Here is a 26073-nt window from a genome sequence, read left to right as displayed (position 1 = left end):
ATTATTGACTTCTTTACAATGGGAGTAGTAACCTAAAAATGTATCAAAATGAATGGATAACAGTCATTTCGGCTGTTTTGGAGGGATTTGTTTGGTTACCATTCAAGAAACGGGAATAAAGGAAAGAGGCTTTTTGGCTGTTAATCGTGCGAAAGATCTAGGCAGGCCTATTTTAATTAGTGAAGTCCATAAAATGGATATGATTAACCCTTTATCCTTTTTTAATGTGGGAAAAGCCCGCTATAGCGGGGAACGTTTTTTCTGGAAAGACCCAACAGGAGAAATTATGCTCATTGGGCTTGGAATTTCAAAACTAATTCAGTCGGATCAGGCTACTGACCGCTTTTTTCATGTTGAAAGAGAGTGGAAGAGCTTTTTAAAGGATAGCTTAATATTTAATCCATATACAAATATGGCTGTTGGACCGCTAATGTTCGGAGGATTTTCCTTTGATCCTTATAAAGAAAAAACCGATCTTTGGTCCAAATATGCTGAATCGTTGTTCCATATTCCCCAATATTTATTAAGCATCATCGATGGTGAAACGTATTTAACAACGAATATCGTCATAACACCTAATGATGATATGTCTTTATTTAGTAAGATTAGTGAAGAAAGAAATCAACTGCTTCAATCACTAAAACGGAATCACGAAGTAAAGTGTGCTGCATTATTGGAAACTAAGGAAATTTCGTCTGAAAAGTGGAAACAGGCTGTTGATGGTGTTGTGAAGGAGTTAATAAACGGACCCTTAAAGAAAGTTGTCCTCGCACGAGAACTTAGACTTGTTTTTCATGATCAGGTTGAGGCAGATACCGTACTTGAGCATTTGTACACACAGCAGCCTGGAAGCTATATCTTTGCCTTTGAATCAAATGGCGACTGCTTTATTGGGGCATCACCCGAAAGGTTAGTAAAAAAGCAGGGGTCTGAAGTATACTCAACCTGTTTGGCTGGCTCCATTTCACGCGGCAGCAATGAAGCGGAGGACAGAATTCTCGGTCAAACCTTATTAAATGATCAGAAAAACCTGATTGAGCACGGTTTTGTGGTTGAAATGATTAAGGAAGCATTAGAAGAATCCTGTGAAGAGATCATCCTTCCAGATCAACCGCAGTTAATGAAAAATCGGGATATTCAACATCTTTATACGCCAGTGATTGGAAAGTGCCATCAAGATGCATCGTTACTATTATTGGTAGAAAGACTTCATCCGACACCTGCTCTTGGAGGACTGCCTAAAAAAGCAGCAGTTGAAAAGATACGAGAGGTGGAGGAACTGGACCGCGGCTTCTATGGGGCACCGCTTGGCTGGGTTGACTATAAACAGAATGGCGAATTTGCGGTCTCCATTCGCTGCGGTCTCTTGCAGGGCGATGAGGCCTCATTGTTTGCCGGGTGCGGTGTTGTAGCGGATTCAAATTCAGAAAGTGAATATTTGGAAACAGGCTTGAAGTTTACACCAATGCTTCGGGCTCTTGGGGGAAAATAAAATGAATCATCAAGAATCATTAACAGCTTATATTGCGGCTTTTGTTTCAGAACTCGTGTTAACAGGGGTTACTGATGTCGTTGTTAGTCCTGGTTCACGCTCGACTCCGATGGCGATGGTAATGGCTGAACACCCTGAATTAAATATTCATGTTCATGTAGATGAACGCTCAGCTGCCTTTTTTGCTTTAGGTATTGCTAAGGCCATTAACAGGCCTGTTGCCATTCTCTGCACATCCGGCACTGCTGCGGCTAACTACTTTCCAGCGATTGTGGAGGCGCGATATTCACGAGTGCCCTTAATTGTCCTTACGGCAGACAGGCCGCATGAATTAAGGGATGTGGGAGCACCTCAGGCAATTGACCAAATCCATCTATATGGCCATCATGTTAAATGGTTTGCTGAAATGGCTGTACCGGAGAAAAATGATGAGATTATCCGGTACGCCCGGACCATTTGTGCCCGTGCTGCTGCTATTGCGGCGGCAGCTCCTTCGGGTCCGGTTCATTTGAATTTTCCGTTTCGGGAGCCGCTCATTCCAAAATTGGATGAGGTACTTTTCCAGCTTACGGAACGCCCAAAAGGATATGTTCAGGTTCAAAATGGGGAGCTAACCATCAATCCAGAGCAATTTAAAGTTATAGCGGAAAAATTAACCGGCACGGAAAAAGGGATTATTGTCTGTGGAAATATTGCTGACAATCGCTTTGCCGAAGCCGTGACGAAGCTTTCGGATTCATTAAACTATCCGATTTTAGCTGACCCGTTATCACAATTAAGAAGTGGTAAACACAGCAAAAAAAATATCATTGAATCATATGATACATTTTTAAGAAATGAAGATGCTAAAGACTTTCTTAAACCAGATATTGTTTTGCGATTCGGGGCAATGCCAATCTCTAAGGCGTTAACCATTTTCTTAAAGGAAAACCACGCTGCAGAGCAATTTGTCATCGATGGCGGCGGAGGCTGGCGCGATCCTGCTTCATTATCCACAAATATGGTTTTTTGTAATGAGACGACCTTTTGCGAAACGCTGTTAACCTCTATGGACAACAAAGCGCCAACCGACTATTTGGCTGATTGGAAAAAAGTTAACGAGCTCACAAAGAAAAATATGACGGGCATTCACGACATTGCTGAATTAAGTGAAGGCAGGCTGTTTTATCAATTAGCTGATATGCTTCCGGAAGGGTCAACTCTTTTTGTGGGGAATAGCATGCCAATCCGAGACATTGACAGTTTCTTTTTAAATAATAATAAATCGATTAAAGTAATGGCGAATCGAGGCGCTAATGGCATTGACGGTACGGTTTCGACTGCCTTGGGTGCTGCCCTGTATTCAAAGTCCTTATATTTAATACTGGGGGATTTAACTTTCTTCCATGACTTAAATGGCCTTATTGCAGCAAAACTTTATCAGCTTGATATTAAGATTATTCTTGTGAACAATAATGGAGGCGGGATTTTTTCCTTCTTACCGCAAGCGGAGCATCCGAAAAATTTTGAACTCCTATTTGGTACACCTCTAAATCTAGAATTTGAACATGCTGTAAGAATGTTTAACGGATATTTTACAAAAATTACAGATTGGCACCACCTTCATATGGAATTGGAAAAGAGCAATGGCCAAAAAGGTATACATGTTTATGAGATTGCGACAAAAAGAGAGATTAATCTTCATGAACATCGGAATTTTTGGCGCTCTGTTTCCCAGGAAATATCAAATTTTGTCAAAGGTGAGCAGTAATGGACGTTTTCATCGACGGAATTCGTTATCATGTAAAGGTCAGCGGGAACGGATCTCCACCGCTTGTTTTGCTACATGGATTTACCGGCGATGCAGAAACATGGGCACCCTTTATTGCAGACTGGAGCCGGCATTCCATGGTAATTGCACCAGACATCATTGGGCACGGGAAATCAGAGTCTCCCGAGAATTTATCACACTACCAAATTGAGTCAGCTGCTGGAGACTTACATGACATGCTTGATGAATTAGGTGTTAGTGAGGTAGATTTGCTTGGCTATTCTATGGGGGGCCGGCTGGCACTCACATTTGCGCTCCTTTTTCCAAACAGGGTGCGAAAGCTGATGCTTGAAAGTGCATCACCGGGACTTGCTACAGAAGCGGAAAGAGAACTTCGCCGTATGAAAGATGCAGAACTTGCAAAGTTTATTAGAGATCAAGGGATTAAGCCGTTTGTTAAGTATTGGGAAGGGATTCCCCTCTTTTCTACGATGAAGCGGCTGCCTGCTAAGATGAATGAATCGATTCGGATGCAGCGGCTTCGTAATTCTTCTATTGGACTAGCAAACAGTTTACTTGGAATGGGAACGGGTTCACAACCTTCCTGGTGGAACCGATTAGATCAACTGGCTTGTGAAGTTTTGCTGATAACAGGTCGTGAGGATAAAAAGTTTTGCGGGATTGCCGAGAGTATACTGCAATCGCTTAAAAAAGGTACTTGGGTTGTCGTTGAAAATAGTGGACATGCAATTCATGTGGAAGAACCAGAAAAGTTTGGTACAATAGTAAGTGACTTTTTGTCAAAAAAAATCTAAAGGAGGATTTCATTGTGACAGTAGAATGGGTTCCAGGACGCAAATATGATGAAATTATTTATGAAACCTATAATGGGATTGCGAAAATCACGATTAACCGCCCACACGTACATAATGCTTTTACACCAAAGACGGTAACAGAAATGTTTGATGCTTTTGCACATGCACGCGATGATTCTAGCATAGGCGTTATTGTGTTAACAGGTGCTGGCGAGAAGGCGTTCTGTTCCGGCGGTGACCAAAGTGTCCGCGGACATGGCGGCTATGTAGGCGAGGATCAAATTCCACGCTTAAATGTCCTTGATTTACAGCGTTTAATCCGTGTGATTCCTAAGCCAGTTATTGCAATGGTCAAAGGTTATGCGATTGGCGGCGGCCATGTTCTCCATGTTGTTTGTGATTTAACCATTGCTGCGGATAACGCGGTATTTGGACAAACAGGTCCTAAAGTAGGCAGTTTTGATGCGGGTTACGGTTCAGGCTACTTAGCCCGAATTATCGGCCATAAAAAAGCCCGTGAAATTTGGTATTTATGCCGTCAGTACAATGCCCAGGAAGCGCTTGATATGGGCTTAGTGAACACTGTTGTTCCTTTAGAGCAAGTTGAAGAAGAAACAATTAAATGGTGTGAGGAAATGCTTGAGAAAAGTCCAACGGCTCTTCGCTTTATTAAAGCAGCAATGAATGCTGATACGGATGGATTAGCAGGACTTCAGCAATTTGCAGGCGATGCTACATTGCTTTACTATACAACAGATGAAGCAAAAGAAGGCCGCGATTCCTTTAAAGAAAAGCGCAAGCCGGATTTCGGCCAATTCCCGCGTTTCCCTTGATAAAAGCTTTCTGCAGCAGCTTGATGGTTTGGTATCCATCAAGCTGTTTTTATATCGATAAGGAGGTGTATCCATGCAAAACGAAACAATGCCCAATTTTTTAAAGAAAAGAGCATTCCTCACTCCTGACCGAACAGCAGTTTTTTTTCAGGACCAAACTTTAACATTTAAAGAGCTATACAATCGATCTCTTAAGACTGCAGGGCAGGTCCAGGCAAGCGGTGTGCAAAAAGACCAATTTGTAGGGGTATTATTAAAAAACCACCTTGATACTGTGGTGATTTTATTTGCACTCCAGTTAATTGGGGTTAAAGCGGTTATTTTGAATAGCCGGCTAACAGCAGTTGAGCTGTTGTGGCAATTGAATGACGCAAAAGCATCATTCCTCATCCTTGAGGATGAATTTGCCGAAATGGAATTAGCCCAATTAGCATCAATAAAGACCTTTACGAAAGAGTGTCTGTATGAAATAATCCCAGTAAAACCAACTATCAAAGACGAAGTCAGCCTTTCCGACATCTGCACCATCATGTACACCTCAGGCACAACCGGCAACCCTAAAGGTGTAATACAAACATACGGGAACCATTGGTGGAGCTCTGTCGGCTCGGCATTAAATTTAGGCTTTATGGAGACCGATTGCTGGCTTTGTACGGTACCGTTATTCCATATCAGCGGATTCTCCATTCTCATGCGCAGTGTCATCTACGGCATGCCGATTGTCCTCCATGACCACTTTGATGTAGAGAGAACGATAGAAGATATTCAAACAAAAAAGGTAACAATTATGTCAGTGGTTGGGACCATGTTAACGCGTATCGTTGATGCATTAAGGGAAAGAAGGCTTGCCAATCATTTTCGCTGTATGCTGCTTGGGGGCGGTCCTGCACCGTTACCATTACTAAAAGCTTGCGTTGATAAAGAAATTCCTGTCTTTCAAACATATGGCATGACAGAATCCTCCTCGCAAATTGTGACTCTTTCACCTGAATACAGTCTGACAAAGCTTGGTTCAGCAGGAAAGCCACTGTTTCCGGCTGAGCTAAAAATTGTCCATGACGATGGTCGTGCCGCCACAGCCGGTGAAGCCGGAGAAATTGCTGTCAAGGGGCCAAATGTAACCCCAGGCTATTTATATCGACCGGAAGTCACAAATGAAAAAATTCATGATGGCTGGTTATATACGGGGGACATCGGGTATCTGGACGAGGAAGGATTTTTGTATGTGATTGACCGGCGTTCTGACCTGATTATCTCAGGAGGAGAAAACATCTACCCTGCAGAAGTAGAAGCAGTTTTATTAGCCCATCCTGCGGTTAAAGAAGCAGGGGTTACTGGCATTGATGATGCAAAATGGGGGCAGGTACCGGCTGCATTTATTGTTAAAAGAGAAGAAGTCACAGTAGACGATCTTCAACAATTTTGCCTTACTCAACTAGCTAAATACAAGATGCCTAAAGTCTTTTATTTTACCGAAAAGCTGCCAAGGAATGCAGCAAAAAAATTGCTGCGAAGAGAACTGCGGGAGTGGGTGGCTGATCATGAAAATAGCCAAGATTGAACTTTTTGTTATTCAAATGCCATTAAAGGCACCATTTCTAACGCATCTCGGAGCGGTGAATGACCGAGAGGGAATCATCGTTAAGATTACTAACACTGATGGGCTTTCAGGGTATGGTGAAGGTGTGGCCTTCTCTACGCCGTGGTATACCGAAGAAACGGTGATAACTAGTCTACATATGTTAACAGACATTTTAATTCCCTTGCTGCAAAAATCTCCTATTAACAGCCCTGAAGACGCATCGCAGCTTTTCAGTTCGATAAGAAGAAACAATATGGCAAAGGCGGCCCTGGAAACAGCGCTATGGGATTTAGATGCAAAGTCCCAAACTGCCTCACTTTCAAAAACGCTAGGCGGTACACGCACGATGATCGCTTCAGGTGTAGTAGTTGCAACCGATTCAACCAAAAATGCGCTCCAGCAAATCGAACAGTTTCTTGAGGATGGGTATCAACGGATCAAAGTAAAAATTAATCCACAACAGGATTACCACTTTCTCGCAGATATCCGACATCATTATCCAAATCTGCCGATAATGGCAGATGCCAATTCCGCTTATTCGTTAAAGACAATAGACCGGTTAAAAGCTTTAGATGACTTTAACCTGATGATGATTGAGCAGCCGCTGGCACATGACGATATCATCGAACATGCTCTGCTGCAAAAGGAGATCCGTACGCCCGTTTGTTTAGATGAAAGTATCGTCACCTTTGATGATGCAAGGAAAGCAATCGAGTACGGAAGTTGTAAAATCATTAATATAAAAGTGGGGCGGGTTGGCGGACTTTATGAAGCTAAACGAATCCATGATTATTGTTTTGAAAGGGGAATTTCCGTTTGGTGCGGCGGCATGATCGAATTTGGTATTTCACGTGCCCATAATATTGCACTTGCTTCCCTCCCAGGATTCACCATTCCCGGGGATATATCCGCATCGCGTCGTTTCTGGGAGGAAGATATTATTTTTCCCGAAGTAACCGTTAAAAATGGGTTTATTACGGTACCATCCAACCCTGGAATTGGATACGAAATTAATAAAAAAAGGCTGGAAGAGGTCACTTTAACAAAAAAGACTTTTCCGTTTTCACGATAAAAAGAACCAGGCAAGGTGTGCCTGGTTCTGTCATTTATCTATAAATCACTCGCTTCAAAGGTTTGACAATCGGTTTCTTTCGTTGAATCAGCCGTCTGCCCTGTATGGCTGACAACATAGATTTTGTCAGCACTGCATTTGTTTCCGTTCGCCCAATACGTGCAGTTGTTTACTTCACATAATACATCCTTTGCCATTCGTATCACTCCTTAAAGTATCGGTAATACAGTAATAGCATTTGAATTTGAGTATACCTGCATCCCTGAGTCTGACAGGAAACAAATACGGGAAATGGGAAAGGTACCATTAATTATTTAAAGCCGTTTTTAATGTCTCAAGATTTGCTTTCATCAATGAAAAATAGGTTTCTTTATCCTTGATATTGTCTTTAGATAAAATAGCCAGGTTATGAATAGGCAGTGCTCTTGCTCCAATTTCTTTTTGGACGACCTTGCCTAGTTTGGATTGGACGTTTTGTTCAAAAAGTATATAGTGTAAGCCGTCATGGTCGGCGATTGAGATAATTTTCTCAAGTTCTTTTTGGGTTGGCTCATTGGTTGTTGAAAGCCCGGAAATGCTTATTTGTTCAATCCCATAACGATGTTCCCAATAACCAAACGCAGCATGGGTTACGATTATTTTTTTATGCTTCGCGTTGGAAATGGTCTGCTCATATTCGCTGTTTAATTCATCTAATTCACTTGCTAGTTTTTGGTAATTTTCATTAAAAAGGTCCTTGTTTTGCGGCATTTTTTTGATTAACGCATCACGAATAACCGCAGACATATCTTTTGAATAAATCGGGTCAAGCCAGACATGCGGGTTGATATCTCCATGGTTATGTTCGTCATGCCCTGCATCTTCTTCATCAGAATGTGTATCTTTAGGTAATGGCAATTGATCGGCCGCAGGAACTAAAGTTACGGCTTCATTTTTTAATGTTCCTTTTGCTTTTTCAACAAATCCTTCAAGTCCAAGACCAATGTAGAAAAATAAGTCTGAATCGGCCAAATTTATCATATCCTTTTGCGATGGTTCGAATGTGTGTTCATCGGCTCCGGGAGGATAGATCGTTTTTACATCTACATAATTACCGCCAATTCGTTCAGTAAAATATTGAAGTGGGAATACGGTTGTATAAATAGTTAATTGATTCTTGTTTTTGGCTGTCTGCTGTTTTTCAGTTGAACAAGCGGATAAAATAAGACCTAATGGTAATAAAAAAGAAAGAAAAAGGATAATTTTTTTCATAAAGACTCCTTAAAAATGTATTAAATCGGATTAATTACGATTTATATTCGAAAAATTTTTAGCATTCAGAAAAGATAGTTGCAGGTAATACGGAACGATTCCGATTTCCAATTGTATCTTACAAAAAAAATAGCCTAATTGCAAGTATAATATTTGTTTCAAACAGCAAATATTATGTATTCTTAAATAGAAAGGTGGAATGGATATGACGATATTGAATGAGATATTAGATCACAACCAAAAATTTGTAGACAATCATGAATATGAAAAATACGAAACAACGAAATTCCCGAATAAACGGATGGTCATCCTTACTTGCATGGATACACGATTGTTGGAGTTACTGCCAAAAGCGCTAAACTTAGGAAATGGTGATGCCAAGCTGATTAAAGATGCTGGTGCCCTTGTGACACATCCTTTTGGAAGTGTAATGAGAAGTATTTTGGTTGCAGTATACCAATTACAGGCACAGGAGGTTTTGGTCATCGGACACCATGATTGCGGCATGAGCGGCATGAAACCAGAACCCGTGATTGAGAGTATGAAAGAACGGGGAATAACGGATGAAACATTTGCCACACTTTCTTATTCCGGCATCGACATTAAACAGTGGCTTCAAGGGTTCGAGAATGTGAATGACAGTGTTGCACACAGTGTAGATATGATTAAACATCACCCATTATTGCCTAGCGGGGTTCCTGTTCATGGATTGGTCATTGACCCTAAAACAGGAAAGCTCGACGTAGTTGTCGATGGCTATCAGGACTAATCTTGCTTTTTTTCCGGAACAGGATCAATACCTCCCGGATGAAAGGGATGACATTTTGAAATTCGCTTTATTGTAAGCCAGCCGCCTTTTAAAGCACCGAAACGCTGTACGGCCTCTAAGCCGTAATGAGAACAGGTTGGATAGAATCGGCATGTCGGCGGTTTTAAGGGTGAGATGGCTACTTGGTAAAAACGAATAATCGCTAGTAAAGTTTTTTTAAACATCATAATCGCTCCTTACATAACACGATAACATAAATTCAAATGTTCGTCTAAATTGTTAAATATAACTAATTGGATGAAAAAAGTCGGGATTTATTGTATGATTATTGATAGAAATTAAAAGGAGTGATATACATGCCTTCAGTAGAAAGCTTTGACTTAGATCATAATGCCGTGAAAGCCCCATATGTAAGACATTGTGGTGTCCATAAGGTAGGGAGTGACGGTATTGTTAATAAATATGATATCCGTTTTTGCCAGCCAAATAAACAGGCGATGAAACCAGATGCGATTCATACACTTGAGCATTTGCTTGCCTTTAATATTCGTAAGCATTCAGAAAAGTATGACCACTTCGATATTATTGATATTTCACCGATGGGCTGCCAAACCGGTTACTATCTAGTAGTCAGCGGAGAACCAACCGTCGAGGAAATTATTGACCTTCTTGAAGATACAATGAAGGACGCAGTGGAGATCATTGATATTCCTGCAGCAAATGAAAGACAATGCGGCCAAGCAAAATTGCATGACCTAGAAGGCGCCAAGCGCTTAATGCGATTCTGGCTTGAACAAAGCAAGGAAGAATTAAAACAGGTATTTGCTTAAAATAAAAAATTCCTATTCAAGCTTGAATAGGAACTTTTTTATGCCTTCTTTTGGTCTTGGATAGATTCGTTCTCTTGGTTCAAATAAGGATTATCTTCTAATGAATCCACACTATGTTTATAATCGTATGCTTTTGAAGTGGTAATGACCGCTAGAAGCAAGACGACAATAACAATAATAATACCGACTACCATCACTGTATACAAATCTTTCTGCCCCCTTTACTCACATTGTACCATTAAACGGCTTGACTTTGATAAAAGAAAGAAAAAAGGAAGCAGTTTCTGCTCCCCTATGTTTGGTGTTATGTAAAATCAATGAATATTTCTAGGATAAAAAGTATGTGCTCGATGCTGCCCGTACTCTTCTTGGGCAAATTTCCCTTTTAGGCTTTCAATTAGGTATAGCCCCATTAAATCATATAGTTCCTGTTTATCCATTTCCTGAATTAATGCAAGAAGATCTTCATGAGACATCTCTTCCAAAAAGGCAAATGTCAGCATATCAATATCCTCTTCATCCCCCGTTAATTTGTTTCGGTACATCTCATATAATTCATCGACTAATTTCATTACAACACCTCCGTTAAAATCATTTTATATCTTATTGAATACCCATAAAAGCTTGAAATCATCCCTGCCTTTCTGCGAATAAATTAACTGAAAAATCTGTTTTATTGATTGTATGTCTATTATATCGTATTCATTTCTAAAAAATGAGTCGAAATTTGAAATAGAATAAATTTTATCTATTTGTACATTACTAAAATAAGAAAAGCGCAAGCGTCCTGGTCAGCGGCGTATGTCCTAGAGCCCTCCAACTGAGATAAAGGAAACACGATGAGCCGGAGGCGAATCGATGTTGACTTATCGTAGGGCAGAGAGCGAAGGACACTAGCCGCTAGGGTGCTGGAGCTGGACATTTCTCAAAGTCGAAATTATATACTTTTTTATCTTTAGTAAAAGGGGATGATGCAATGGATGAACAGAAGAAAACCTATTATATTGATGTTGGAACGGGTCATATCACAAGAAGTGCCACAAGTTCCACGTGGAGCTATAAAATTCAAGCAACTGACCAAGAAATTACCGAGCTGCGCGAGCTGTTTAACCAAAACTATTCAACAGAGTGGAAAAACTTTTTTCGGGCCCATGTTCCATATGTTCAATACCACTATGACCGGGAAAATGATGCCTACGACAGTACCATCCAACAGGTGTATGGCATGCTTCATCAATTGGGTGATGAAGAAGCCAAAGCACATATTGAAAGCATGAATATCTTACCGAAATAATAATCGTCGGGAAAATCTGGTCTTCAGGATTTTCCTTTTTTTTATTATATTATATATTAAAGTAAAAAAAAGAGGCGATTTTTATGAAACAGTTTTTAGATCGTAATGGGAATAAGGTTGAACTTTCCTTTTTACGGAATGCATTTGCAGAATCGGCACAGCATGTGCTTATTATTTGCGAATATCAGGACTTCTGGTTATTAACTAATCATAAACAACGCGGTTTAGAATTTCCCGGTGGTAAAGTGGAAGCAGGGGAAACACTTGAAGAAGCAGCAAGACGCGAGACTTATGAAGAGACAGGAGGCATCCTGGGTGGATTGGAATTTATTGGAGAGTACAAGGTTTCAGATAAAAAAGGCTCATTTGTAAAGGCCGTATTTTTTGGGGGAATTGAACGGATCGAGAAAACCAATTCTTATTTTGAAACGAAGGGACCTGTTATGGTAGATGGCGATATTTTGCAGCAACGTTTTGAAGATAACTATAGCTTTATCATGCAGGATGAAGTCATTGGGGAATGTCTGAAACAGATCCAGAAGCTTCAACTCAAAAAGGAATAGTCACAGTCACTATTCCTTTATGAGTTTTTTCTCCAAGAGTTCAACCAGCTGATACATAATTGTCGCAATAACTGCAATCACTAACAGTGATAAGAATACAAGGGTAAAATTAAATACTTGGAAGCCGTAAATAATCATGTATCCAAGTCCACGGGAGGATACAAGGAATTCCCCGACAATGACGCCGACCCAGGATAAACCGACATTTACTTTTAACGTCGAGATTATGGTTGGAAAACATGCCGGCAGAATGGCTTCCTTAAAACATTGAAAACGGGAAGCTCCAAATGTTCGCAGTACCTTTAAATAATTGGGATCGACCTCTTTAAATGAGGTATACACGACAATGGTGGTAATAATGACCGAAATAATCGCGCCCATTGCTATTATCGATGGATACCCTGGACTTAAAGCCACAATCAAAATCGGTCCGAGTGCCACTTTCGGCATTGCGTTTAAGACCACAAGATAAGGATCAAGAATTTTTTGCAAAAATGGTGACCACCAGAGAATCGCGGCTAAAATGGTGCCAAGCAATGTACCAAGAATAAAGCCAACAATGGTTTCGGTTAGAGTCACACCTGTATGCGTAAGTAATGAACCATCTTGTATTTTATCTGAAAACAACTGCCAAATTTTGGATGGAGAACTAAAAATCAATGGGTCGATCCATTGCTTTTGGCTTGCTAATTCCCAACTAGAGAAAAATGCGATAAAGATGACGGCCTGATAAAAACGAACCCATCTTCGTTCCAATTTTAACGAATGAATGTAATTTTTATGAAGGAGTTCAAGCCTTTTCTTTTCCTGGTTCAAGGGACTCCAGCTCCTTCCATATCGTTTGAAAGATACTAGGGTAAATTTCATGATTCCTGGCTTCAAACGGTGATATTCTTTTTAGTTCTTCCGGTATTTCAAAGATCTTATGGATTCTGCCCGGACTGGGAGAAAGTAAAAAGACACGGTCACTCATGGCAATGGCCTCGCCGATATCATGGGTGACAAGAATGGCTGTTTTTCCGAATTTATATAATGTTTGCGACACTAAATCCTCTAGTTTAAGCTTTGTTTGATAATCAAGAGCAGAAAAGGGCTCATCAAGCATCAGCAGTTTTGGTTCGGTGGCAAGCGTTCTAACTAGAGCGACACGCTGCCGCATTCCGCCAGATAATTGTTTTGGCAACTGTTTTTCCACCCCGCCAAGGCCGATTAGATCTAAAAGGTTTAGTGCGGCGGATTTATTTATTTCATTTAGCTGCTTTGATAATTTCAAGCCCATCAGAATATTCTCTTCAATCGTTTTCCAAGGAAACAAATAATCCTGCTGCAGCATATAGCCGATTTGATTTTTAGCAGTGGATACAGGTTTGTTTTCTAAGAGAATTGTACCTTGGGTTGGTTTAAGTAAACTAGAAATGATTGAAAGCAGTGTTGTCTTTCCACAGCCACTTGGGCCGAGGAGAGAGACAAATTCCCCTTCCTCAACCGTTAGTGTAATATCGGAGAGGGCCGTGGTGGCAGAGGCTTTGGTAAAATAGGTATGATGAACATCCTGAACTTGTAAAAAGCTCATGGTAAACGGCCTCCCTAACAATCATTTTTTAATAACCTTTTCAGCTACTTCAGTATTTACAAGTGTTTTATAATCCACTTCTTTTGGAAGTTCGCCGGCTTCCTTCATAATAGTTTGGAGATTGTTCCACTCTTCTTCATCTAAAATTGGGTCTGTTGCAAATGAACCTTGACTCTTATAGCGCTCAACAACTGTTTTCATGATTTCAGGATCTGTATCGGGGAAATATGGCGCAACGGCTTTTGCGATTTCCTCTGCACTATGCGACTCCACCCACTTTTGCGCTTTATAAACGGCTCTAGTGAATTTTTCAATCGTTTCTTTATTTTCTTTCATAAAGCTTTCTTTCGCCATGAATGTTGTATATGGAACATGGCCGGATTCTTTCCCGAATGAGGCTACAATATGGCCCTTTCCTTCTTTTTCAAAAATACTTGCCGTTGGCTCAAACAATTGCACGAATTCTCCGGTCCCGGAGGCAAAGGCATTGGCGATATTCGCGAAGTCGATGTTTTGGATTAAATTTAAATCCTGATGAGGGTCAATGCCATGCTTTTTTAAGACAAATTCACCGACCATTTGCGGCATGCCGCCTTTCCTTTGGCCTAAGAATGTTTTTCCCTTTAACATATCCCAAGAAAAATTATCGATTTTATCGCGGGCAACCAGGAATGTGCCGTCGGTTTGAGTTAATTGTGCAAAATTAATAACCGGGTCATTAGCGCCTTGGGCATATACGTAAATGGATGTTTCCGATCCGACTAAGGCGATGTCAGCCCCCCCTGAAATTAGAGCTGTCATTGTTTTGTCGCCGCCTGGGGTTGTCGTTAAGGTTACGTCTAAACCTTCCTCTTTAAATAAGCCTTTTGCCAAGGCAACATATTGCGGGGCATAGAAAATTGAACGGGTCACCTCTGCAATACGCACCTTTTCCAATTTCTTTGTCTCCGTTTTGGTATCATTATTACAAGCGGCTAAAGAAAACATGAGAATAGCAATGAGAAGAAAGGAGAAACTGAACCTTACTGATTTTTTCATTAAATGAACCTCCCTACATACCGTTAAGAAATCTGGGCTATTTGCCTAAGATATCGTATGAACGGAAGAAAAATGTGTGAACGCCCAGTTACAAAAATTTTTAAAAGGAAAGATTACAAATGAACATCAATAATGGAAAGATTCTTGAACATACACGCTTTCCTTCGCCAAATCCCAAAGTTGAGTTAACGTTGATTACATACCTTTCTAGTGGATTAAGGGTGAAAGGGATGCTTGCGACACCTATAGGTGATGAACCGCTGGATGGATTTCTCTATTTACGCGGTGGTATTAAAAATGTAGGAAAAGTCCGTCCTGCACGGATTGCCCAGTTTGCGGCCGAGGGCTTTATCGTGTTTGCCCCCTTTTATCGTGGAAATCAAGGGGGGGAGGGAAATGAGGATTTTGCCGGTGAGGACAGGGAGGATGCCTTTTCTGCTTATTTACTTTTAAAATCACTCCCAAGAGTTCGAGAGGTTCACATCTTTGGATTTTCTCGCGGCGGTGTGATGGCATTGATGACTGCAATACAATTTCCCGAAACAGCATCCGTTGTCACCTGGGGCGGTGTAAGTGATATGGTCCTAACCTATCGTGAGCGTAAAGATTTACGAAGAATGATGAAACGGGTCATTGGCGGCACCCCTGAGAAATTCCCGGAACGATATCGAGAACGGACTCCTTTGTATGAAATGGAAAGACTGGCCCCCCCTGTGCTGATTATTCACGGCGTAAAAGATCATAATGTCTCCGTTGAGCACGGATACCGTCTGGAAAGAAGACTGAGGTCATTGGACAAACAAGTTGAGTGCTGGTACTTTGAAGAGTATACTCACTATTTTCCCCCTGCAGTAAATCGAAAAGTTGTGGAGGATTTATCAAAGTGGATGAAAAACCAAAGCAAAAGATGGTAATATATAGTTAATACAAGTAGAGGAGCGGATTGGTTATGGGAATGCCCCTTGAGTTAAATACGATGATCGTGACAAAAGGCAGGGAAAAGAGAGTAGAGGAAAATGTTTTTGTGCTCGTTAAGGAAGGTTATAGACTTTATCCGATTGAGATTCCCATTGAAGTAAGGAAAACCATCGACAGTGATTCAAGTGGAACCGGAGTAATCAAAAAAGTAGAATGGGAAAACAGCACTACGACAATAACTTATCAATTAATTTCATTATATTCACCGAATTAAGCAGGCTGGGTTCCACAGCCTGTTTTTCTATTGACTAAGTTTAAAGTGATTTCATAAAGCCCATAGTCAGAAAAAGAGTCGTTAGACTGTAGATAATGTGTAAGAAATATTCTTTACAAACGTCTTAATTAGTAAGTTCAAATTTTTTTATCGATTTGGGAAGGGGGGATCTAGTTGGAACGGGGGCATCAGATAGAGAAATGGTTTATTCAATTTGAGAAGGATGTGACCAATTATCTCGTTTATTATACTGGCAATGCAGATGTCGAGGATTTAGTTCAGGAAACCTTTTTACGGGCATTTCGAGCGTTCGAACGATTTAAAAATGAATCGAGTCCAAAGACATGGCTAATTTCAATTGCAAGAAACACTGCAATTGATTTTTATAGAAAAAAATCAGTATGGCAGCGGGTGAAGGAGCGTCTGGACCGAGAATCACCGAATCTTCACGAACCGCAAACGGAAGAGAAATTAATAAGGAAAATGGAATATGCACAGCTTTACGAAGCAATTAATGAGCTTAAACCAAATTACCGGGACGTGATTTTATTAAGAGGGATTGCTGAGCTTTCCTCTCAAGAGGCGGGACAGGTTCTTGGCTGGACAGAAAATAAAGTGAATGTGACCTTTTTTAGGGCAGTAAAAAAACTAAATGAGCGGTTAAAGGAGGGAGAGCATTTTGAGTCATTTATCGGATAAAGAACTGCTTGAAGCGTTAGCAGATTTTCCAAAGCATGAATTAACAACGGTTCAGAGAACGGAAATGTTAAAGAAAATTAGTAAGGCTGGCAGTCATAAGCCAAAGCGAACGATTCATTTTCAAAAAATCGGTGCCCTTGCCGCGGCACTGGCGTTCATTCTAATTGCTCCTATCCTTTATTTTATAAATACCGAGGAACAATTACCAAGAACTGGATCCACCAATATTGCAACACAGGAAGCCGACTATTTTGCCTTAAGGGATGACAACGGAAAACCGCTTTATGGAGACAGTAACTACGGCATTCCAAATAAGGTCAGTTTACTCGCACCAAAGGAATGGGTTGCACAAGACTACCGATCTGTCAGCAAAATCATGGTCTTTTTGTGGGGGAAAGATTTTGATTTAAGTCAAACACTAAATATTGATGCCGTAAATGTTAAAACAGGAGAAACGCAGCATCTTGATAAAACATCCTTGTCTAGCGGGTTATACGGTGCCGATGCCCATGCACTTACCAATTTTGCAACCTTGGATCAACCAGGATTCTGGAACTTGGAATTTACTTTATACAACCATAAAGGGGAAAAGAAAAATGCAGGTGAATTTACTATATATGTGAAGGAGCCCTATATTACAATTGGGAATTCCACATTAATGATATCGCAAGAAGATTTATATGCTGGTTTTTATGAGGAAACCGATATTGAGATAGAGGGAGACGACCTTCCTCCGGAGATAGAATTAGAGATATTCAGCCTGGAGACAGGGGAGACATCCACCTTTACATTTAAAGATAAAACAGACTATACAAAGACAGATGGTAAAAATATTTCAACGTACAAGGGAGATTTTCAACTGAAAAAGAGCGGCAAATATCGTTTCACTGTTTTACAACAGTCGCAGACGGTAGAAGTAAGAAAGCCCATATCCAATTGATATGGGCTTTCTACTTTGAGCATTGTCCAGCTCCAGCACCCTAGCGGCTAATGTCCTTCGCTCCGCTGACCAGGGCGCTTTCGCTTTTCATATTAGGCGAGAGGGCCGCCTTTTTCTTCAATTTCCTCCGCGACATTGGTAAACTTCTTAAAGTTCTCGCGGAATTTCCCGGCAAGTTCTTTAGCTTTTGCCTCATATGCCGCACGGTCAGACCATGTTTTATTCGGCTGCAACACTTCATCTGGGACACCGGCAATGTGAAGCGGAATATTTAAACCGAAAATTTCATCTTTAACGGTTTCAACATGATTCAGTTCGCCTTCCAAAGCGGCCTGAACCATTGCTCTTGTGTAGGAAAGCTTCATTCGGCTGCCGACTCCATACTCGCCGCCGGTCCAGCCTGTATTGACTAAAAAGACATTTGCGCTATGTTCAAGAATTTTTTCACCGAGCATTTCTGCATAACGAGTAGCAGGAAGCGGCAGGAATGGCGCACCGAAGCAGGTAGAGAAGGTGGCTTCAGGTGACGTGACTCCTCGCTCTGTTCCGGCAAGCTTTGACGTATATCCGCTTAAGAAATGATACATCGCTTGTTCTTTTGTTAATTTTGCAATTGGCGGTAATACCCCGAATGCATCTGCTGTTAAAAAGACGATTGTATTTGGATGACCGGCAATGCTAGGCTGAACAATATTATCGATGGCTTGGATTGGGTAGGCTGCCCGTGTATTTTCGGTTAATGTTCCATCATCATAATCAGTGACTCTTGATTCTTGATTCATGACAACGTTTTCAAGAACTGTACCAAATCGAATGGCGTCAAATATTTGCGGCTCTTTTTCCTGCGATAGATTTATACATTTGGCATAGCAGCCGCCCTCCACATTAAAGACACCGTTGGAAGACCAGCCATGCTCATCATCGCCAATCAGTTTGCGATTAGGGTCAGCCGATAAGGTTGTTTTTCCTGTTCCGGATAAACCGAAGAATAAGGCTACATCCCCTTCCTGACCAACATTTGCGGAACAATGCATCGAAAAAATATTATTTTCAGGCAGCAAATAATTCATGACCGAAAAAATAGACTTTTTCATTTCCCCGGCATATTCTGTGCCCCCAATTAAGACAACTCTTTGTTGAAAGGATATAATAATAAAGGTTTCTGAGTTTGTACCATCAACAACTGGATTCGCTTTAAAATTTGGTGCAGAAATGACTGTGAAACCAGCATCATGTTCCAGTAATTCATCTTCAGAGGGACGAATGAATAACTGATGCGCGAATAAATTATGCCATGCATATTCATTTATAACTTGAATAGGTAAGCGGGATCTTTTATCCGCACCGGCAAAGCCTTTAAATACAAAAATTTCATCTTTCTGTTTTAAGTACTCAAGTACCTTCTGATACAAGTTTGTGAATACCTTTTCAGAAATAGGCTGATTTGTTGGTCCCCATTCGATTTTATCCTTCGAAGACTCTTCCAAAACAATAAATTTATCCTTCGGTGACCGCCCAGTGTATTTGCCAGTAGAGACTCGAACAGCTCCAGTTGAGGTCAAAGTCCCTTCATTACGAGTAAGGATTTTTTCAACTAATTGAGGAACGGACAATTGAATTTGGGCATGACTTTCTTGTAACAATTGTTTTAATTCATTTGGAATATGAACAGAATTCATTCACTGAAACCTTCCTTTATCCTTATTTTTAGAATGATTATGGTAAATAGTATAACACATTAACTCCAATAATCTATGCTATTTAATAAAAAATCCGCATAAAAAACTTAAACTTTATTCATAGAATCATAAAAAAGTCATGAATACAATATATAGGAAGAAAAGAAAATAGCAGAAAAGTTTTCAATAAACCCATTGACATCGTTCGACAGAGTAGGTTATGATTTACCCTTGAACGGATACTCTCTTATCCCGAGCTGGTGGAGGGACAGGCCCAATGAAACCCAGCAACCTGCAAACGAATATAGATGTGATCAAAGAATTCTCTTATCAGTCTAATTTTCGGGCAAAGGTGCTAAACCTGAAGCAAGGCTTGACCTTGAACGATAAGAGTGAAAGGCACGCAAAACTTTTGCTATCAACCTTTCCTCACGATGGAAAGGTTTTTTATTTGCAGATTTTTTACGTGCTCCATTATCGCTGCTTTTTATTCCATCGTTAGAATTTTCTATGGGGCTGCGTCAAATCTGTTGTTTTATAATAAAAACCCCATGTTTATTTCATACTACTAAGGGAATGAGTTCCGTATCAACCCGAGGTTAAACGGCAAGATATGCTTTTATCCCACACAGCTAACCTCACTTTATTTCAATAATATAGGAGGAATTCAGATGTCAACAAAACGTCGATTGTTCACTTCTGAATCAGTAACTGAAGGTCATCCTGATAAGATTTGTGACCAAATTTCTGATTCCATTTTAGATGCTATTTTAGCAAAGGATGCCAATGCCCGTGTTGCCGCTGAAACATCAGTAACAACCGGATTGGTCTTAGTTGCAGGTGAAATTACTACGTCTACTTACGTGGATATTCCAAAGATTGTTCGTGAAACGGTTAAAGGTATTGGTTATGATCGTGCTAAATATGGTTTTGATTCCGAAACTTGTGCTGTTTTAACATCGATTGGTGAACAGAGCCCTGATATTGCGATGGGTGTCGATCAGGCACTTGAAGCACGTGAAGGTCAAATGTCTGATGAAGAAATCGAAGCAATTGGAGCAGGAGACCAAGGGTTAATGTTTGGTTTTGCTTGTAATGAAACAAAAGAGCTAATGCCTCTTCCAATATCACTTGCACACAAGCTTGCTCGCAAATTAACAGAAGTACGTAAAGATAAAGTCCTTGAATACCTTCGTCCAGATGGAAAAACGCAAGTAACTGTTGAGTATGATGAAAATGACAAGCCCGTTCGCATTGATACGATTGTTATTTCAACTCAGCATAATCCAGAAGTAACGTTAGAGCAAATTCAACGTAATCTGAAGGAATATGTAATCAATCCAGTTGTTCCACAAGAACTAATTGATGAAAATACAAAATACTTCATTAATCCAACAGGCCGTTTTGTAATTGGCGGACCACAAGGGGATGCCGGTTTAACTGGACGTAAGATCATCGTTGATACGTACGGCGGCTATGCTCGTCATGGCGGCGGTGCCTTCTCCGGTAAGGATCCTACAAAAGTGGACCGTTCAGCAGCCTATGCAGCCCGTTATGTAGCCAAAAATATCGTGGCGGCAGGACTTGCTGAAAAATGTGAAGTACAGCTTGCATATGCAATCGGTGTAGCAAGACCTGTTTCTATTTCTGTCGACACATTTGGCACAGGTAAAGTAAGCGAAGAAATATTAGTTGATCTTGTAAGCAACAACTTTGACCTTCGTCCAGCAGGAATCATTAAGATGCTCGACCTTCGCCGCCCAATCTACAAGCAAACAGCTGCATACGGTCACTTTGGACGTACAGATGTTGACCTTTCTTGGGAGCGCACGGATAAAGCAGATGCTTTACGCAGCCAAGCAAATATCTAATTAGAAAAGCAAAGTATCCTAAATGCTTGAGCATGAAAAAATAGAGGTGGGAGTTGCATTTTATATGTAACTCCCATTTTTATTTTTCGTCTATATTCTGTATAGTAATCCTGACGTATAGAATAAAATGTTTAGGTAGGACAAAAGAAGTGAAAAATGAAGATAGACTAAATTTCCTAATGTTCACAGTGCCTTTTTTTAAAAAAAAGTGGTAGTATTAGAGAGGTTTTATTTTTAAATGGAGTAGGTGAGGTACATAATGTGTGGTTTTATCGGTTGTGTACACGACAAAACACAAAACTATACTGAAGAACAAAAACAACAATTTAAAAATATGAATGATATCATTACGCATCGCGGGCCGGATGATGACGGTTTTTATTATGATGACCACATCCAATTTGGGTTCCGCCGCTTGAGTATTATTGATATTGAAAGCGGACACCAGCCGCTTACGTACGAGAATGAGCGCTATTGGATTATTTTTAATGGTGAGATTTATAACTATGTAGAGCTTCGTGAAGAACTTCTTAAAGAGGGCTTATCATTTGCTACGAGCTCCGATACAGAAGTCATCATCGCTCTTTATAGCCATTTAAAGGAAAAAGCGGTAGAAAAACTGCGTGGGATGTTTGCTTTTGTCATTTGGGATAAACAAGAACAGACGCTTTACGGGGCACGTGATCCCTTTGGTATCAAACCATTCTTCTTTTTGGAAGATGAAGAAAGAACATTCTTTGCATCCGAGAAAAAAAGTATTCTGCTTGCGTTAGAAAATGATGTGCTCAATTATGATTCGTTGCAGCATTATTTGACCTATCAATTCGTTCCTGAGCCATATACATTGTCAGAGGGAATTCAAAAGCTAGAGCCTGGTCATTATTTTACAAAAAAAATTGGCTCCTCTATGGAAATCAACAGGTATTGGAAGGCACAATTTAAGCCGGTACTGAAATCTGAGGATGATTATATTAAAGAAATTCGTGAGATTCTATTTGATTCAGTTGAAAAGCATATGCGCAGCGATGTTCCGGTTGGATCGTTCCTTTCTGGAGGAATTGACTCTACGATTATTGCGTCTATTGCCAAACAATTTCACCCGGCAATTAAAACGTTCTCTGTCGGCTTTGAGCATAATGGCTTCAGTGAAATCGATGTCGCTAAAGAAACGGCGGAAAAGCTTGGAGTGGAAAACATCAGCTATGTCATCACACCAGAAGAGTACATGAACGAGGTTCCAAAAATCATGTGGCATATGGATGACCCGCTTGCCGACCCTGCTTGCGTGCCGCTTTATTTCGTTGCCCGCGAAGCCCGTAAACATGTAACCGTCGTTCTATCGGGAGAAGGTGCCGATGAGCTATTCGGCGGTTATAATATTTATCGTGAACCGCAATCACTTGAGGTATTCAATAAAATCCCAAGGGTTGGAAAAGTGTTGTTAAAAGGGATTGCGAATATGATGCCTGAAGGAATGAAAGGCAAAAGTTTTATTGAACGCGGTGTCACTCCAATGGAAGAGCGTTATATCGGGAATGCGAAAATGTTCACCGAAGAAGAGAAGCGAGATCTATTAAATGTTTATCATGAAGGATTGAATTACTTAGACGTAACGAATCCGCTATACCAGGAATCGAGAGGCTACGATCCTGTCGATCGGATGCAGTATATTGATATTCATACGTGGATGCGCGGGGATATCTTGCTTAAGGCCGATAGAGTGACTATGGCCCATTCGCTTGAACTAAGGGTGCCATTTCTTGATAAGGCCGTGTTTGAGGTCGCATCAAAAATTCCGACTAGCTTGAAGACAGCGAATGGAACGACCAAGTATATTTTGAGAAAAGCCGCCGAAGGAATTGTGCCGGCACATGTGCTTGATCGGAAGAAGCTTGGTTTCCCAGTGCCAATTCGCCACTGGTTAAAAAATGAAATGAATGATTGGGCGAAAAAAATCATCCGCGAAAGCAATACGGATCATTTAATCAATAAAGCATACGTCTCCAGATTGCTTGAAGACCATTGCCAAGGAAAAGCTGATAACAGCCGGAAAATTTGGACGGTTCTCATGTTCATGGTTTGGCATCAAGTATATGTGGAGGATGTTTATTCCTTTCAACGTGATTATGCCATAAACAAAGAGCTACAAACAATGAAGCAATAAGAAAAGCGCAAGCGCCCTGGTCAGCGGCGTATGGCGCTGGAGCTGGACATTTCTCAAAGCCACAACTTTTAAAATCTAATATTTGAAAAGGAAAGCACCCAATTATTTGATGATGGGTGCTTTTCAAATTTTCATGACTGAAGTGACTTATAATATTGCCCCTTCTCCGCATATTGTGTATAAATGCGTTCGATTTCTTTTTTATCCTCAGGAGTTAATTCTCTAATAACTTTAGCAGGTCTGCCAAAAGCTAAAGTATTAGGAGGGATTTTCTTTCCTTGTGGAACAAGACTGCCAGCGCCAATAAATGCACCTTCCCCAATTTCGGCTTGATCAAGGATAATTGACCCCATGCCGATAAGGGCCCGTTTCCTGATAATACAGCTGTGAAGTATCACCTGATGGCCAATGGTGACTTCATCTTCTAAAATTAGCGGGTTGTTAGGACTTTGGTGTAAGATAGAATTATCTTGGATATTTACTTTATTTCCAATCTTCGTTGGTGCAACATCACCGCGGATACTTGTATTAAACCAGATGCTTGAATATTCACCAATTTCAACATCTCCAGTAATGGTTACATAATCAGCAATGAACGCTGTCTCGGCAATTAAAGGGTATTTATCTTTATAGGGATAGATCATCGGGTTCGCTCCTTTTCCATTCATACTTCTATTTTAGCGATGCCGAACTTAATTTTCAAAATAATTCACTTTTATTAAGAAACAAATGTCTAGGGGGAAATGATATGTGGAAGTGGGAAGCTGAAGGGGAAGCTAAAGCGGTAATCGTAATCGTTCATGGGGCAATGGAACACCATGGCCGATACGGCTGGCTGATTGAAATGTGGCGATTATCCGGCTTTCATGTCATCATGGCTGATCTTCCGGGGCAAGGCATGACAACAAGATCCAGCCGCGGCCATATTGATTCTTTCGATGAATATATAATTGAGGTAAAGGATTGGATTCAAGCTGCCTATCGCTATGAACTGCCTGTATTTTTAATTGGGCACAGTATGGGGGGGTTAATTTCAATCCGTCTTTTACAGGAGGAACGATTAAATATTGCAGGTGTGATTCTTTCCTCCCCATGCTTAGGACTGATTCATACTCCATCAAAATTTTTAGATGCCATGTCGCATCTCTTAAATGCAGTGTATCCTTCTTTAAGGATGAATTCGGGTTTGACCGTCCAAATGGCAACAAGAAACGAGGATGTCAGGGAAGCGGATTCCAATGATACACTTTACGTGACAAAGGTTTCGGTCAGATGGTATCGTGAACTGGCGGGTGCGATTAAACAAGCATTCGTCAATCTTGATAAAATTCAGGATATCCCAATGCTTGTAATGCAGGGTGGGGATGATAAAATTGTAAATAAAGCTACCGTTAAAGAATGGTTTAATAACGTTCCATTATCTGAAAAACGTTTTAAGGAATGGCCGAAATGCTATCATGAAATATTTAACGAACCGGAGCGGGAAGAAATTTTTGAATACGCAAAGGACTTTGTTAACAGCCAATTAAAAGCAATTGGATACATTGTATAGAAAGGACGTCTTAATCCATGAAGCCAATCACCCTCATGTCCAGGGTATATCGCAAAATCATTCCAGCAGTCCACCAAGAATTGGCTTATTGGAGAAGCCGGGCTGAAAAAATTCCGAATGCTGAACTAAGAAATCAGGCTCTTGCCAGTATTGAGCACAAAACCTTTCATTGTGAAGGTGGGGCCATCCTAGCGCTCACGGCTGGTAAGGATTATAAAAAGGCAGTCAAATTTATCGTTGCCTATCAAACGATTAGCGATTACTTGGATAACCTCTGCGATCGGAGTACTTCTCTTGATCCTAATGATTTTGCTGCCCTGCATGAATCGATGTCAGATGCATTGGTTCTAAATATTGAAGAAAAAAATTATTACCGGCTCCGTGCCGATCAAAACGATGACCAGTATTTGCATGATTTGTCGGCAACCTGTCGTTCTGTTTTAAGGGAGTTAAAGCATTATGATGTCATCAAAGATTATCTTCTTGAATTATGCCAGTACTATTGTGATTTACAGATTCACAAGCATGTGGTGAAGGAGGAACGGGTGCCCCGTCTGGAAAAATGGTTTCACCGCTATCAAGACGAGCTGCCTGAAATGGAATGGTATGAGTTTTCAGCCTGCTCCGGTTCGACATTGGGGATTTTTTGTTTAATTTCCTATGCGATGCGAGAAGACTTCAAGGTGAGCGATGCTGAAAATATCCGTAAGGGATATTTTCCTTATATTCAAGGATTACATATTCTTTTAGATTATTTTATTGACCAGGAGGAGGACATTGCTGGAGGCGATTTAAATTTCTGCTCCTATTATAAAAGTGAGGAGACCCTTTTCAATCGCTTAAAGCATTTTGTTTTGGAAGCTGATAAGCATACGGAATACCTGCCGCACAAAAAATTCCACCAGTTGATCAATCGCGGCTTGTTAGGAATCTACCTTTCGGATTCGAAGGTTCGCAAGCAGAAAAATGTCCGAAAGCTGGCAAAAGGTATCATTAAATCCGGAGGATGGATCAGCTATTTCTTTTATTTCAATGGACTTGCCTACCGCTCGTTTCAAAAATCAGTTCCATCGTTTGTAACGAGATTATTGGCAAAATAAAAACCAGGCAGTGC

28 protein-coding genes and 1 riboswitch are annotated in these 26073 nt (G+C 40.6%); of the genes, 18 read left to right on the top strand and 10 right to left on the bottom strand.

Annotated elements, in window-relative coordinates; all coding sequences use genetic code 11:
* Positions 1-91 precede the first annotated feature (91 nt).
* From FAY30_RS18965 to menC, 6 genes are all read left to right on the top strand, one after another.
* Positions 92-1492, top strand: coding sequence for an isochorismate synthase (locus FAY30_RS18965; protein WP_149871346.1), 1401 nt, complete (start codon positions 92-94; stop codon positions 1490-1492).
* Between the two features lies 1 nt (position 1493).
* Positions 1494-3242: a 2-succinyl-5-enolpyruvyl-6-hydroxy-3-cyclohexene-1-carboxylic-acid synthase gene (gene menD / locus FAY30_RS18960; protein ID WP_149871345.1), complete on the top strand. Its 1749-nt coding sequence runs from the start codon at positions 1494-1496 to the stop codon at positions 3240-3242.
* Positions 3242-4057: a 2-succinyl-6-hydroxy-2,4-cyclohexadiene-1-carboxylate synthase gene (menH, locus tag FAY30_RS18955; protein WP_149871344.1), complete on the top strand. Its 816-nt coding sequence runs from the start codon at positions 3242-3244 to the stop codon at positions 4055-4057. Before menD ends, menH begins: the two co-directional genes overlap by 1 nt.
* A gap of 14 nt (positions 4058-4071) precedes the next feature.
* A complete protein-coding gene (menB, locus tag FAY30_RS18950) occupies positions 4072-4890 on the top strand; it encodes a 1,4-dihydroxy-2-naphthoyl-CoA synthase (RefSeq protein WP_149871343.1) in 819 nt (272 codons plus the stop codon).
* A 73-nt stretch (positions 4891-4963) separates the two neighbouring features.
* Positions 4964-6451 carry an o-succinylbenzoate--CoA ligase gene (locus FAY30_RS18945; protein WP_149871342.1) on the top strand — a complete coding sequence of 496 codons (1488 nt, stop codon included), beginning with the start codon at positions 4964-4966 and terminating at the stop codon, positions 6449-6451.
* Entirely contained in the window at positions 6432-7544 is a 1113-nt protein-coding gene (gene menC, locus FAY30_RS18940) for an o-succinylbenzoate synthase (RefSeq protein WP_149871341.1), read from the top strand. Before FAY30_RS18945 ends, menC begins: the two co-directional genes overlap by 20 nt.
* A 38-nt stretch (positions 7545-7582) precedes the next feature.
* Here menC and FAY30_RS18935 read toward each other — a convergent pair whose 3' ends face one another.
* Together FAY30_RS18935 and FAY30_RS18930 are read right to left on the bottom strand one after the other, a co-directional pair.
* Positions 7583-7741, bottom strand: coding sequence for a DUF1540 domain-containing protein (locus FAY30_RS18935; protein ID WP_149871340.1), 159 nt, complete (start codon positions 7739-7741; stop codon positions 7583-7585).
* Positions 7742-7850: 109 nt separating this feature from the next.
* Positions 7851-8795, bottom strand: coding sequence for a metal ABC transporter substrate-binding protein (locus FAY30_RS18930; protein WP_149871339.1), 945 nt, complete (start codon positions 8793-8795; stop codon positions 7851-7853).
* A gap of 205 nt (positions 8796-9000) precedes the next feature.
* On the opposite strand from FAY30_RS18930, the gene FAY30_RS18925 reads away from it, so the two are divergent.
* Positions 9001-9564 (top strand): beta-class carbonic anhydrase, encoded by a 564-nt coding sequence (locus tag FAY30_RS18925; RefSeq protein WP_149871338.1) that lies wholly within the window; start codon positions 9001-9003, stop codon positions 9562-9564.
* Here FAY30_RS18925 and yidD read toward each other — a convergent pair.
* Positions 9561-9788 carry a membrane protein insertion efficiency factor YidD gene (gene yidD / locus FAY30_RS18920; RefSeq protein ID WP_149871337.1) on the bottom strand — a complete coding sequence of 76 codons (228 nt, stop codon included), beginning with the start codon at positions 9786-9788 and terminating at the stop codon, positions 9561-9563. The two genes, FAY30_RS18925 and yidD, sit on opposite strands and share 4 nt — an antisense overlap.
* A gap of 132 nt (positions 9789-9920) precedes the next feature.
* On the opposite strand from yidD, the gene FAY30_RS18915 reads away from it, so the two are divergent.
* The gene (locus FAY30_RS18915) at positions 9921-10394 is read left to right on the top strand and encodes an S-ribosylhomocysteine lyase (protein WP_007086501.1); all 474 of its coding nucleotides are present in this window, start codon (positions 9921-9923) and stop codon (positions 10392-10394) included.
* Positions 10395-10432: 38 nt separating this feature from the next.
* Here FAY30_RS18915 and ytzI read toward each other — a convergent pair whose 3' ends face one another.
* Together ytzI and FAY30_RS18905 are read right to left on the bottom strand one after the other, a co-directional pair.
* The gene (gene ytzI / locus FAY30_RS18910; RefSeq protein ID WP_149871336.1) at positions 10433-10600 is read right to left on the bottom strand and encodes a YtzI protein; all 168 of its coding nucleotides are present in this window, start codon (positions 10598-10600) and stop codon (positions 10433-10435) included.
* A 108-nt stretch (positions 10601-10708) separates the two neighbouring features.
* A complete protein-coding gene (locus FAY30_RS18905; protein ID WP_149871335.1) occupies positions 10709-10966 on the bottom strand; it encodes a DUF6154 family protein in 258 nt (85 codons plus the stop codon).
* Positions 10967-11370: 404 nt separating this feature from the next.
* Here FAY30_RS18905 and FAY30_RS18900 point away from each other — a divergent pair, with 404 nt between their 5' ends.
* Positions 11371-11688 carry a hydrolase gene (locus tag FAY30_RS18900; RefSeq protein ID WP_149871334.1) on the top strand — a complete coding sequence of 106 codons (318 nt, stop codon included), beginning with the start codon at positions 11371-11373 and terminating at the stop codon, positions 11686-11688.
* Between the two features lie 83 nt (positions 11689-11771).
* Positions 11772-12251, top strand: a complete 480-nt coding sequence (gene ytkD, locus FAY30_RS18895) for an RNA deprotection pyrophosphohydrolase (RefSeq protein ID WP_149871333.1) — start codon at positions 11772-11774, stop codon at positions 12249-12251.
* A 9-nt stretch (positions 12252-12260) separates the two neighbouring features.
* On the opposite strand, the gene FAY30_RS18890 is transcribed toward ytkD, so the two are convergent.
* From FAY30_RS18890 to FAY30_RS18880, 3 genes are read right to left on the bottom strand one after another with little or no spacing between them, the layout of a single operon-like run.
* Positions 12261-13067, bottom strand: coding sequence for an ABC transporter permease (locus FAY30_RS18890; protein WP_149871332.1), 807 nt, complete (start codon positions 13065-13067; stop codon positions 12261-12263).
* Entirely contained in the window at positions 13042-13824 is a 783-nt protein-coding gene (locus FAY30_RS18885) for an ABC transporter ATP-binding protein (protein WP_149871331.1), read from the bottom strand. Before FAY30_RS18885 ends, FAY30_RS18890 begins: the two co-directional genes overlap by 26 nt.
* 21 nt (positions 13825-13845) lie before the next feature.
* Positions 13846-14862 (bottom strand): ABC transporter substrate-binding protein, encoded by a 1017-nt coding sequence (locus FAY30_RS18880; RefSeq protein WP_149871330.1) that lies wholly within the window; start codon positions 14860-14862, stop codon positions 13846-13848.
* Positions 14863-14981: 119 nt separating this feature from the next.
* On the opposite strand from FAY30_RS18880, the gene FAY30_RS18875 reads away from it, so the two are divergent.
* From FAY30_RS18875 to FAY30_RS18860, 4 genes are all read left to right on the top strand, one after another.
* On the top strand, positions 14982-15776 hold the full coding sequence (locus FAY30_RS18875; protein WP_149871329.1) for an alpha/beta hydrolase family protein: 795 nt from the start codon (positions 14982-14984) through the stop codon (positions 15774-15776).
* A gap of 35 nt (positions 15777-15811) precedes the next feature.
* Positions 15812-16054: a DUF2584 domain-containing protein gene (locus FAY30_RS18870; RefSeq protein WP_149871328.1), complete on the top strand. Its 243-nt coding sequence runs from the start codon at positions 15812-15814 to the stop codon at positions 16052-16054.
* Between the two features lie 174 nt (positions 16055-16228).
* Positions 16229-16753 carry an RNA polymerase sigma factor gene (locus tag FAY30_RS18865; RefSeq protein WP_149871327.1) on the top strand — a complete coding sequence of 175 codons (525 nt, stop codon included), beginning with the start codon at positions 16229-16231 and terminating at the stop codon, positions 16751-16753.
* The gene (locus FAY30_RS18860) at positions 16734-17693 is read left to right on the top strand and encodes a hypothetical protein (protein ID WP_149871326.1); all 960 of its coding nucleotides are present in this window, start codon (positions 16734-16736) and stop codon (positions 17691-17693) included. Before FAY30_RS18865 ends, FAY30_RS18860 begins: the two co-directional genes overlap by 20 nt.
* 92 nt (positions 17694-17785) lie before the next feature.
* Here the strand turns inward: FAY30_RS18860 and pckA are convergent, their stop codons facing one another.
* Positions 17786-19372, bottom strand: a complete 1587-nt coding sequence (gene pckA, locus FAY30_RS18855; RefSeq protein WP_149871325.1) for a phosphoenolpyruvate carboxykinase (ATP) — start codon at positions 19370-19372, stop codon at positions 17786-17788.
* Between the two features lie 244 nt (positions 19373-19616).
* Positions 19617-19765: riboswitch (SAM riboswitch) on the top strand.
* Positions 19766-20043: 278 nt separating this feature from the next.
* Here pckA and metK point away from each other — a divergent pair.
* Together metK and asnB are read left to right on the top strand one after the other, a co-directional pair.
* A complete protein-coding gene (metK, locus tag FAY30_RS18850; protein WP_149871324.1) occupies positions 20044-21243 on the top strand; it encodes a methionine adenosyltransferase in 1200 nt (399 codons plus the stop codon).
* 259 nt (positions 21244-21502) lie between these two features.
* Positions 21503-23407, top strand: coding sequence for an asparagine synthase (glutamine-hydrolyzing) (gene asnB, locus FAY30_RS18845; protein ID WP_149871323.1), 1905 nt, complete (start codon positions 21503-21505; stop codon positions 23405-23407).
* 131 nt (positions 23408-23538) lie between these two features.
* Here asnB and FAY30_RS18840 read toward each other — a convergent pair whose 3' ends face one another.
* Positions 23539-24051 (bottom strand): gamma carbonic anhydrase, encoded by a 513-nt coding sequence (locus tag FAY30_RS18840; protein WP_149872775.1) that lies wholly within the window; start codon positions 24049-24051, stop codon positions 23539-23541.
* 104 nt (positions 24052-24155) lie between these two features.
* Between FAY30_RS18840 and FAY30_RS18835 the strand changes: the two genes are divergently transcribed.
* Together FAY30_RS18835 and FAY30_RS18830 are read left to right on the top strand one after the other, a co-directional pair.
* Positions 24156-24959: an alpha/beta hydrolase gene (locus tag FAY30_RS18835; RefSeq protein ID WP_149871322.1), complete on the top strand. Its 804-nt coding sequence runs from the start codon at positions 24156-24158 to the stop codon at positions 24957-24959.
* A 17-nt stretch (positions 24960-24976) separates the two neighbouring features.
* Positions 24977-26059, top strand: coding sequence for a tetraprenyl-beta-curcumene synthase family protein (locus tag FAY30_RS18830; RefSeq protein ID WP_149871321.1), 1083 nt, complete (start codon positions 24977-24979; stop codon positions 26057-26059).
* Positions 26060-26073 lie beyond the last annotated feature (14 nt).

The sequence above is a fragment of the Bacillus sp. S3 genome (assembly GCF_005154805.1).
In the GTDB taxonomy this organism is placed as follows: Bacteria; Bacillota; Bacilli; order Bacillales; family Cytobacillaceae; genus Neobacillus.
This window is presented reverse-complemented; position numbering and strand designations above follow the sequence as displayed.

Excerpts from the sequence above, each read along its gene's own strand:
- menD (WP_149871345.1), top strand. The coding sequence starts at position 1,494 with ATGAATCATCAAGAATCATTAACAGCTTATATTGCGGCTTTTGTTTCA.
- menH (WP_149871344.1), top strand. The coding sequence starts at position 3,242 with ATGGACGTTTTCATCGACGGAATTCGTTATCATGTAAAGGTCAGCGGG.
- FAY30_RS18945 (WP_149871342.1), top strand. The coding sequence starts at position 4,964 with ATGCAAAACGAAACAATGCCCAATTTTTTAAAGAAAAGAGCATTCCTC.
- menC (WP_149871341.1), top strand. The coding sequence starts at position 6,432 with ATGAAAATAGCCAAGATTGAACTTTTTGTTATTCAAATGCCATTAAAG.
- FAY30_RS18935 (WP_149871340.1), bottom strand. The coding sequence starts at position 7,741 with ATGGCAAAGGATGTATTATGTGAAGTAAACAACTGCACGTATTGGGCG.
- FAY30_RS18930 (WP_149871339.1), bottom strand. The coding sequence starts at position 8,795 with ATGAAAAAAATTATCCTTTTTCTTTCTTTTTTATTACCATTAGGTCTT.
- FAY30_RS18925 (WP_149871338.1), top strand. The coding sequence starts at position 9,001 with ATGACGATATTGAATGAGATATTAGATCACAACCAAAAATTTGTAGAC.
- yidD (WP_149871337.1), bottom strand. The coding sequence starts at position 9,788 with ATGTTTAAAAAAACTTTACTAGCGATTATTCGTTTTTACCAAGTAGCC.
- FAY30_RS18915 (WP_007086501.1), top strand. The coding sequence starts at position 9,921 with ATGCCTTCAGTAGAAAGCTTTGACTTAGATCATAATGCCGTGAAAGCC.
- FAY30_RS18905 (WP_149871335.1), bottom strand. The coding sequence starts at position 10,966 with ATGAAATTAGTCGATGAATTATATGAGATGTACCGAAACAAATTAACG.
- FAY30_RS18900 (WP_149871334.1), top strand. The coding sequence starts at position 11,371 with ATGGATGAACAGAAGAAAACCTATTATATTGATGTTGGAACGGGTCAT.
- ytkD (WP_149871333.1), top strand. The coding sequence starts at position 11,772 with ATGAAACAGTTTTTAGATCGTAATGGGAATAAGGTTGAACTTTCCTTT.
- FAY30_RS18885 (WP_149871331.1), bottom strand. The coding sequence starts at position 13,824 with ATGAGCTTTTTACAAGTTCAGGATGTTCATCATACCTATTTTACCAAA.
- FAY30_RS18880 (WP_149871330.1), bottom strand. The coding sequence starts at position 14,862 with ATGAAAAAATCAGTAAGGTTCAGTTTCTCCTTTCTTCTCATTGCTATT.
- FAY30_RS18875 (WP_149871329.1), top strand. The coding sequence starts at position 14,982 with ATGAACATCAATAATGGAAAGATTCTTGAACATACACGCTTTCCTTCG.
- FAY30_RS18870 (WP_149871328.1), top strand. The coding sequence starts at position 15,812 with ATGGGAATGCCCCTTGAGTTAAATACGATGATCGTGACAAAAGGCAGG.
- pckA (WP_149871325.1), bottom strand. The coding sequence starts at position 19,372 with ATGAATTCTGTTCATATTCCAAATGAATTAAAACAATTGTTACAAGAA.
- metK (WP_149871324.1), top strand. The coding sequence starts at position 20,044 with ATGTCAACAAAACGTCGATTGTTCACTTCTGAATCAGTAACTGAAGGT.
- asnB (WP_149871323.1), top strand. The coding sequence starts at position 21,503 with ATGTGTGGTTTTATCGGTTGTGTACACGACAAAACACAAAACTATACT.
- FAY30_RS18840 (WP_149872775.1), bottom strand. The coding sequence starts at position 24,051 with ATGATCTATCCCTATAAAGATAAATACCCTTTAATTGCCGAGACAGCG.
- FAY30_RS18835 (WP_149871322.1), top strand. The coding sequence starts at position 24,156 with ATGTGGAAGTGGGAAGCTGAAGGGGAAGCTAAAGCGGTAATCGTAATC.
- FAY30_RS18830 (WP_149871321.1), top strand. The coding sequence starts at position 24,977 with ATGAAGCCAATCACCCTCATGTCCAGGGTATATCGCAAAATCATTCCA.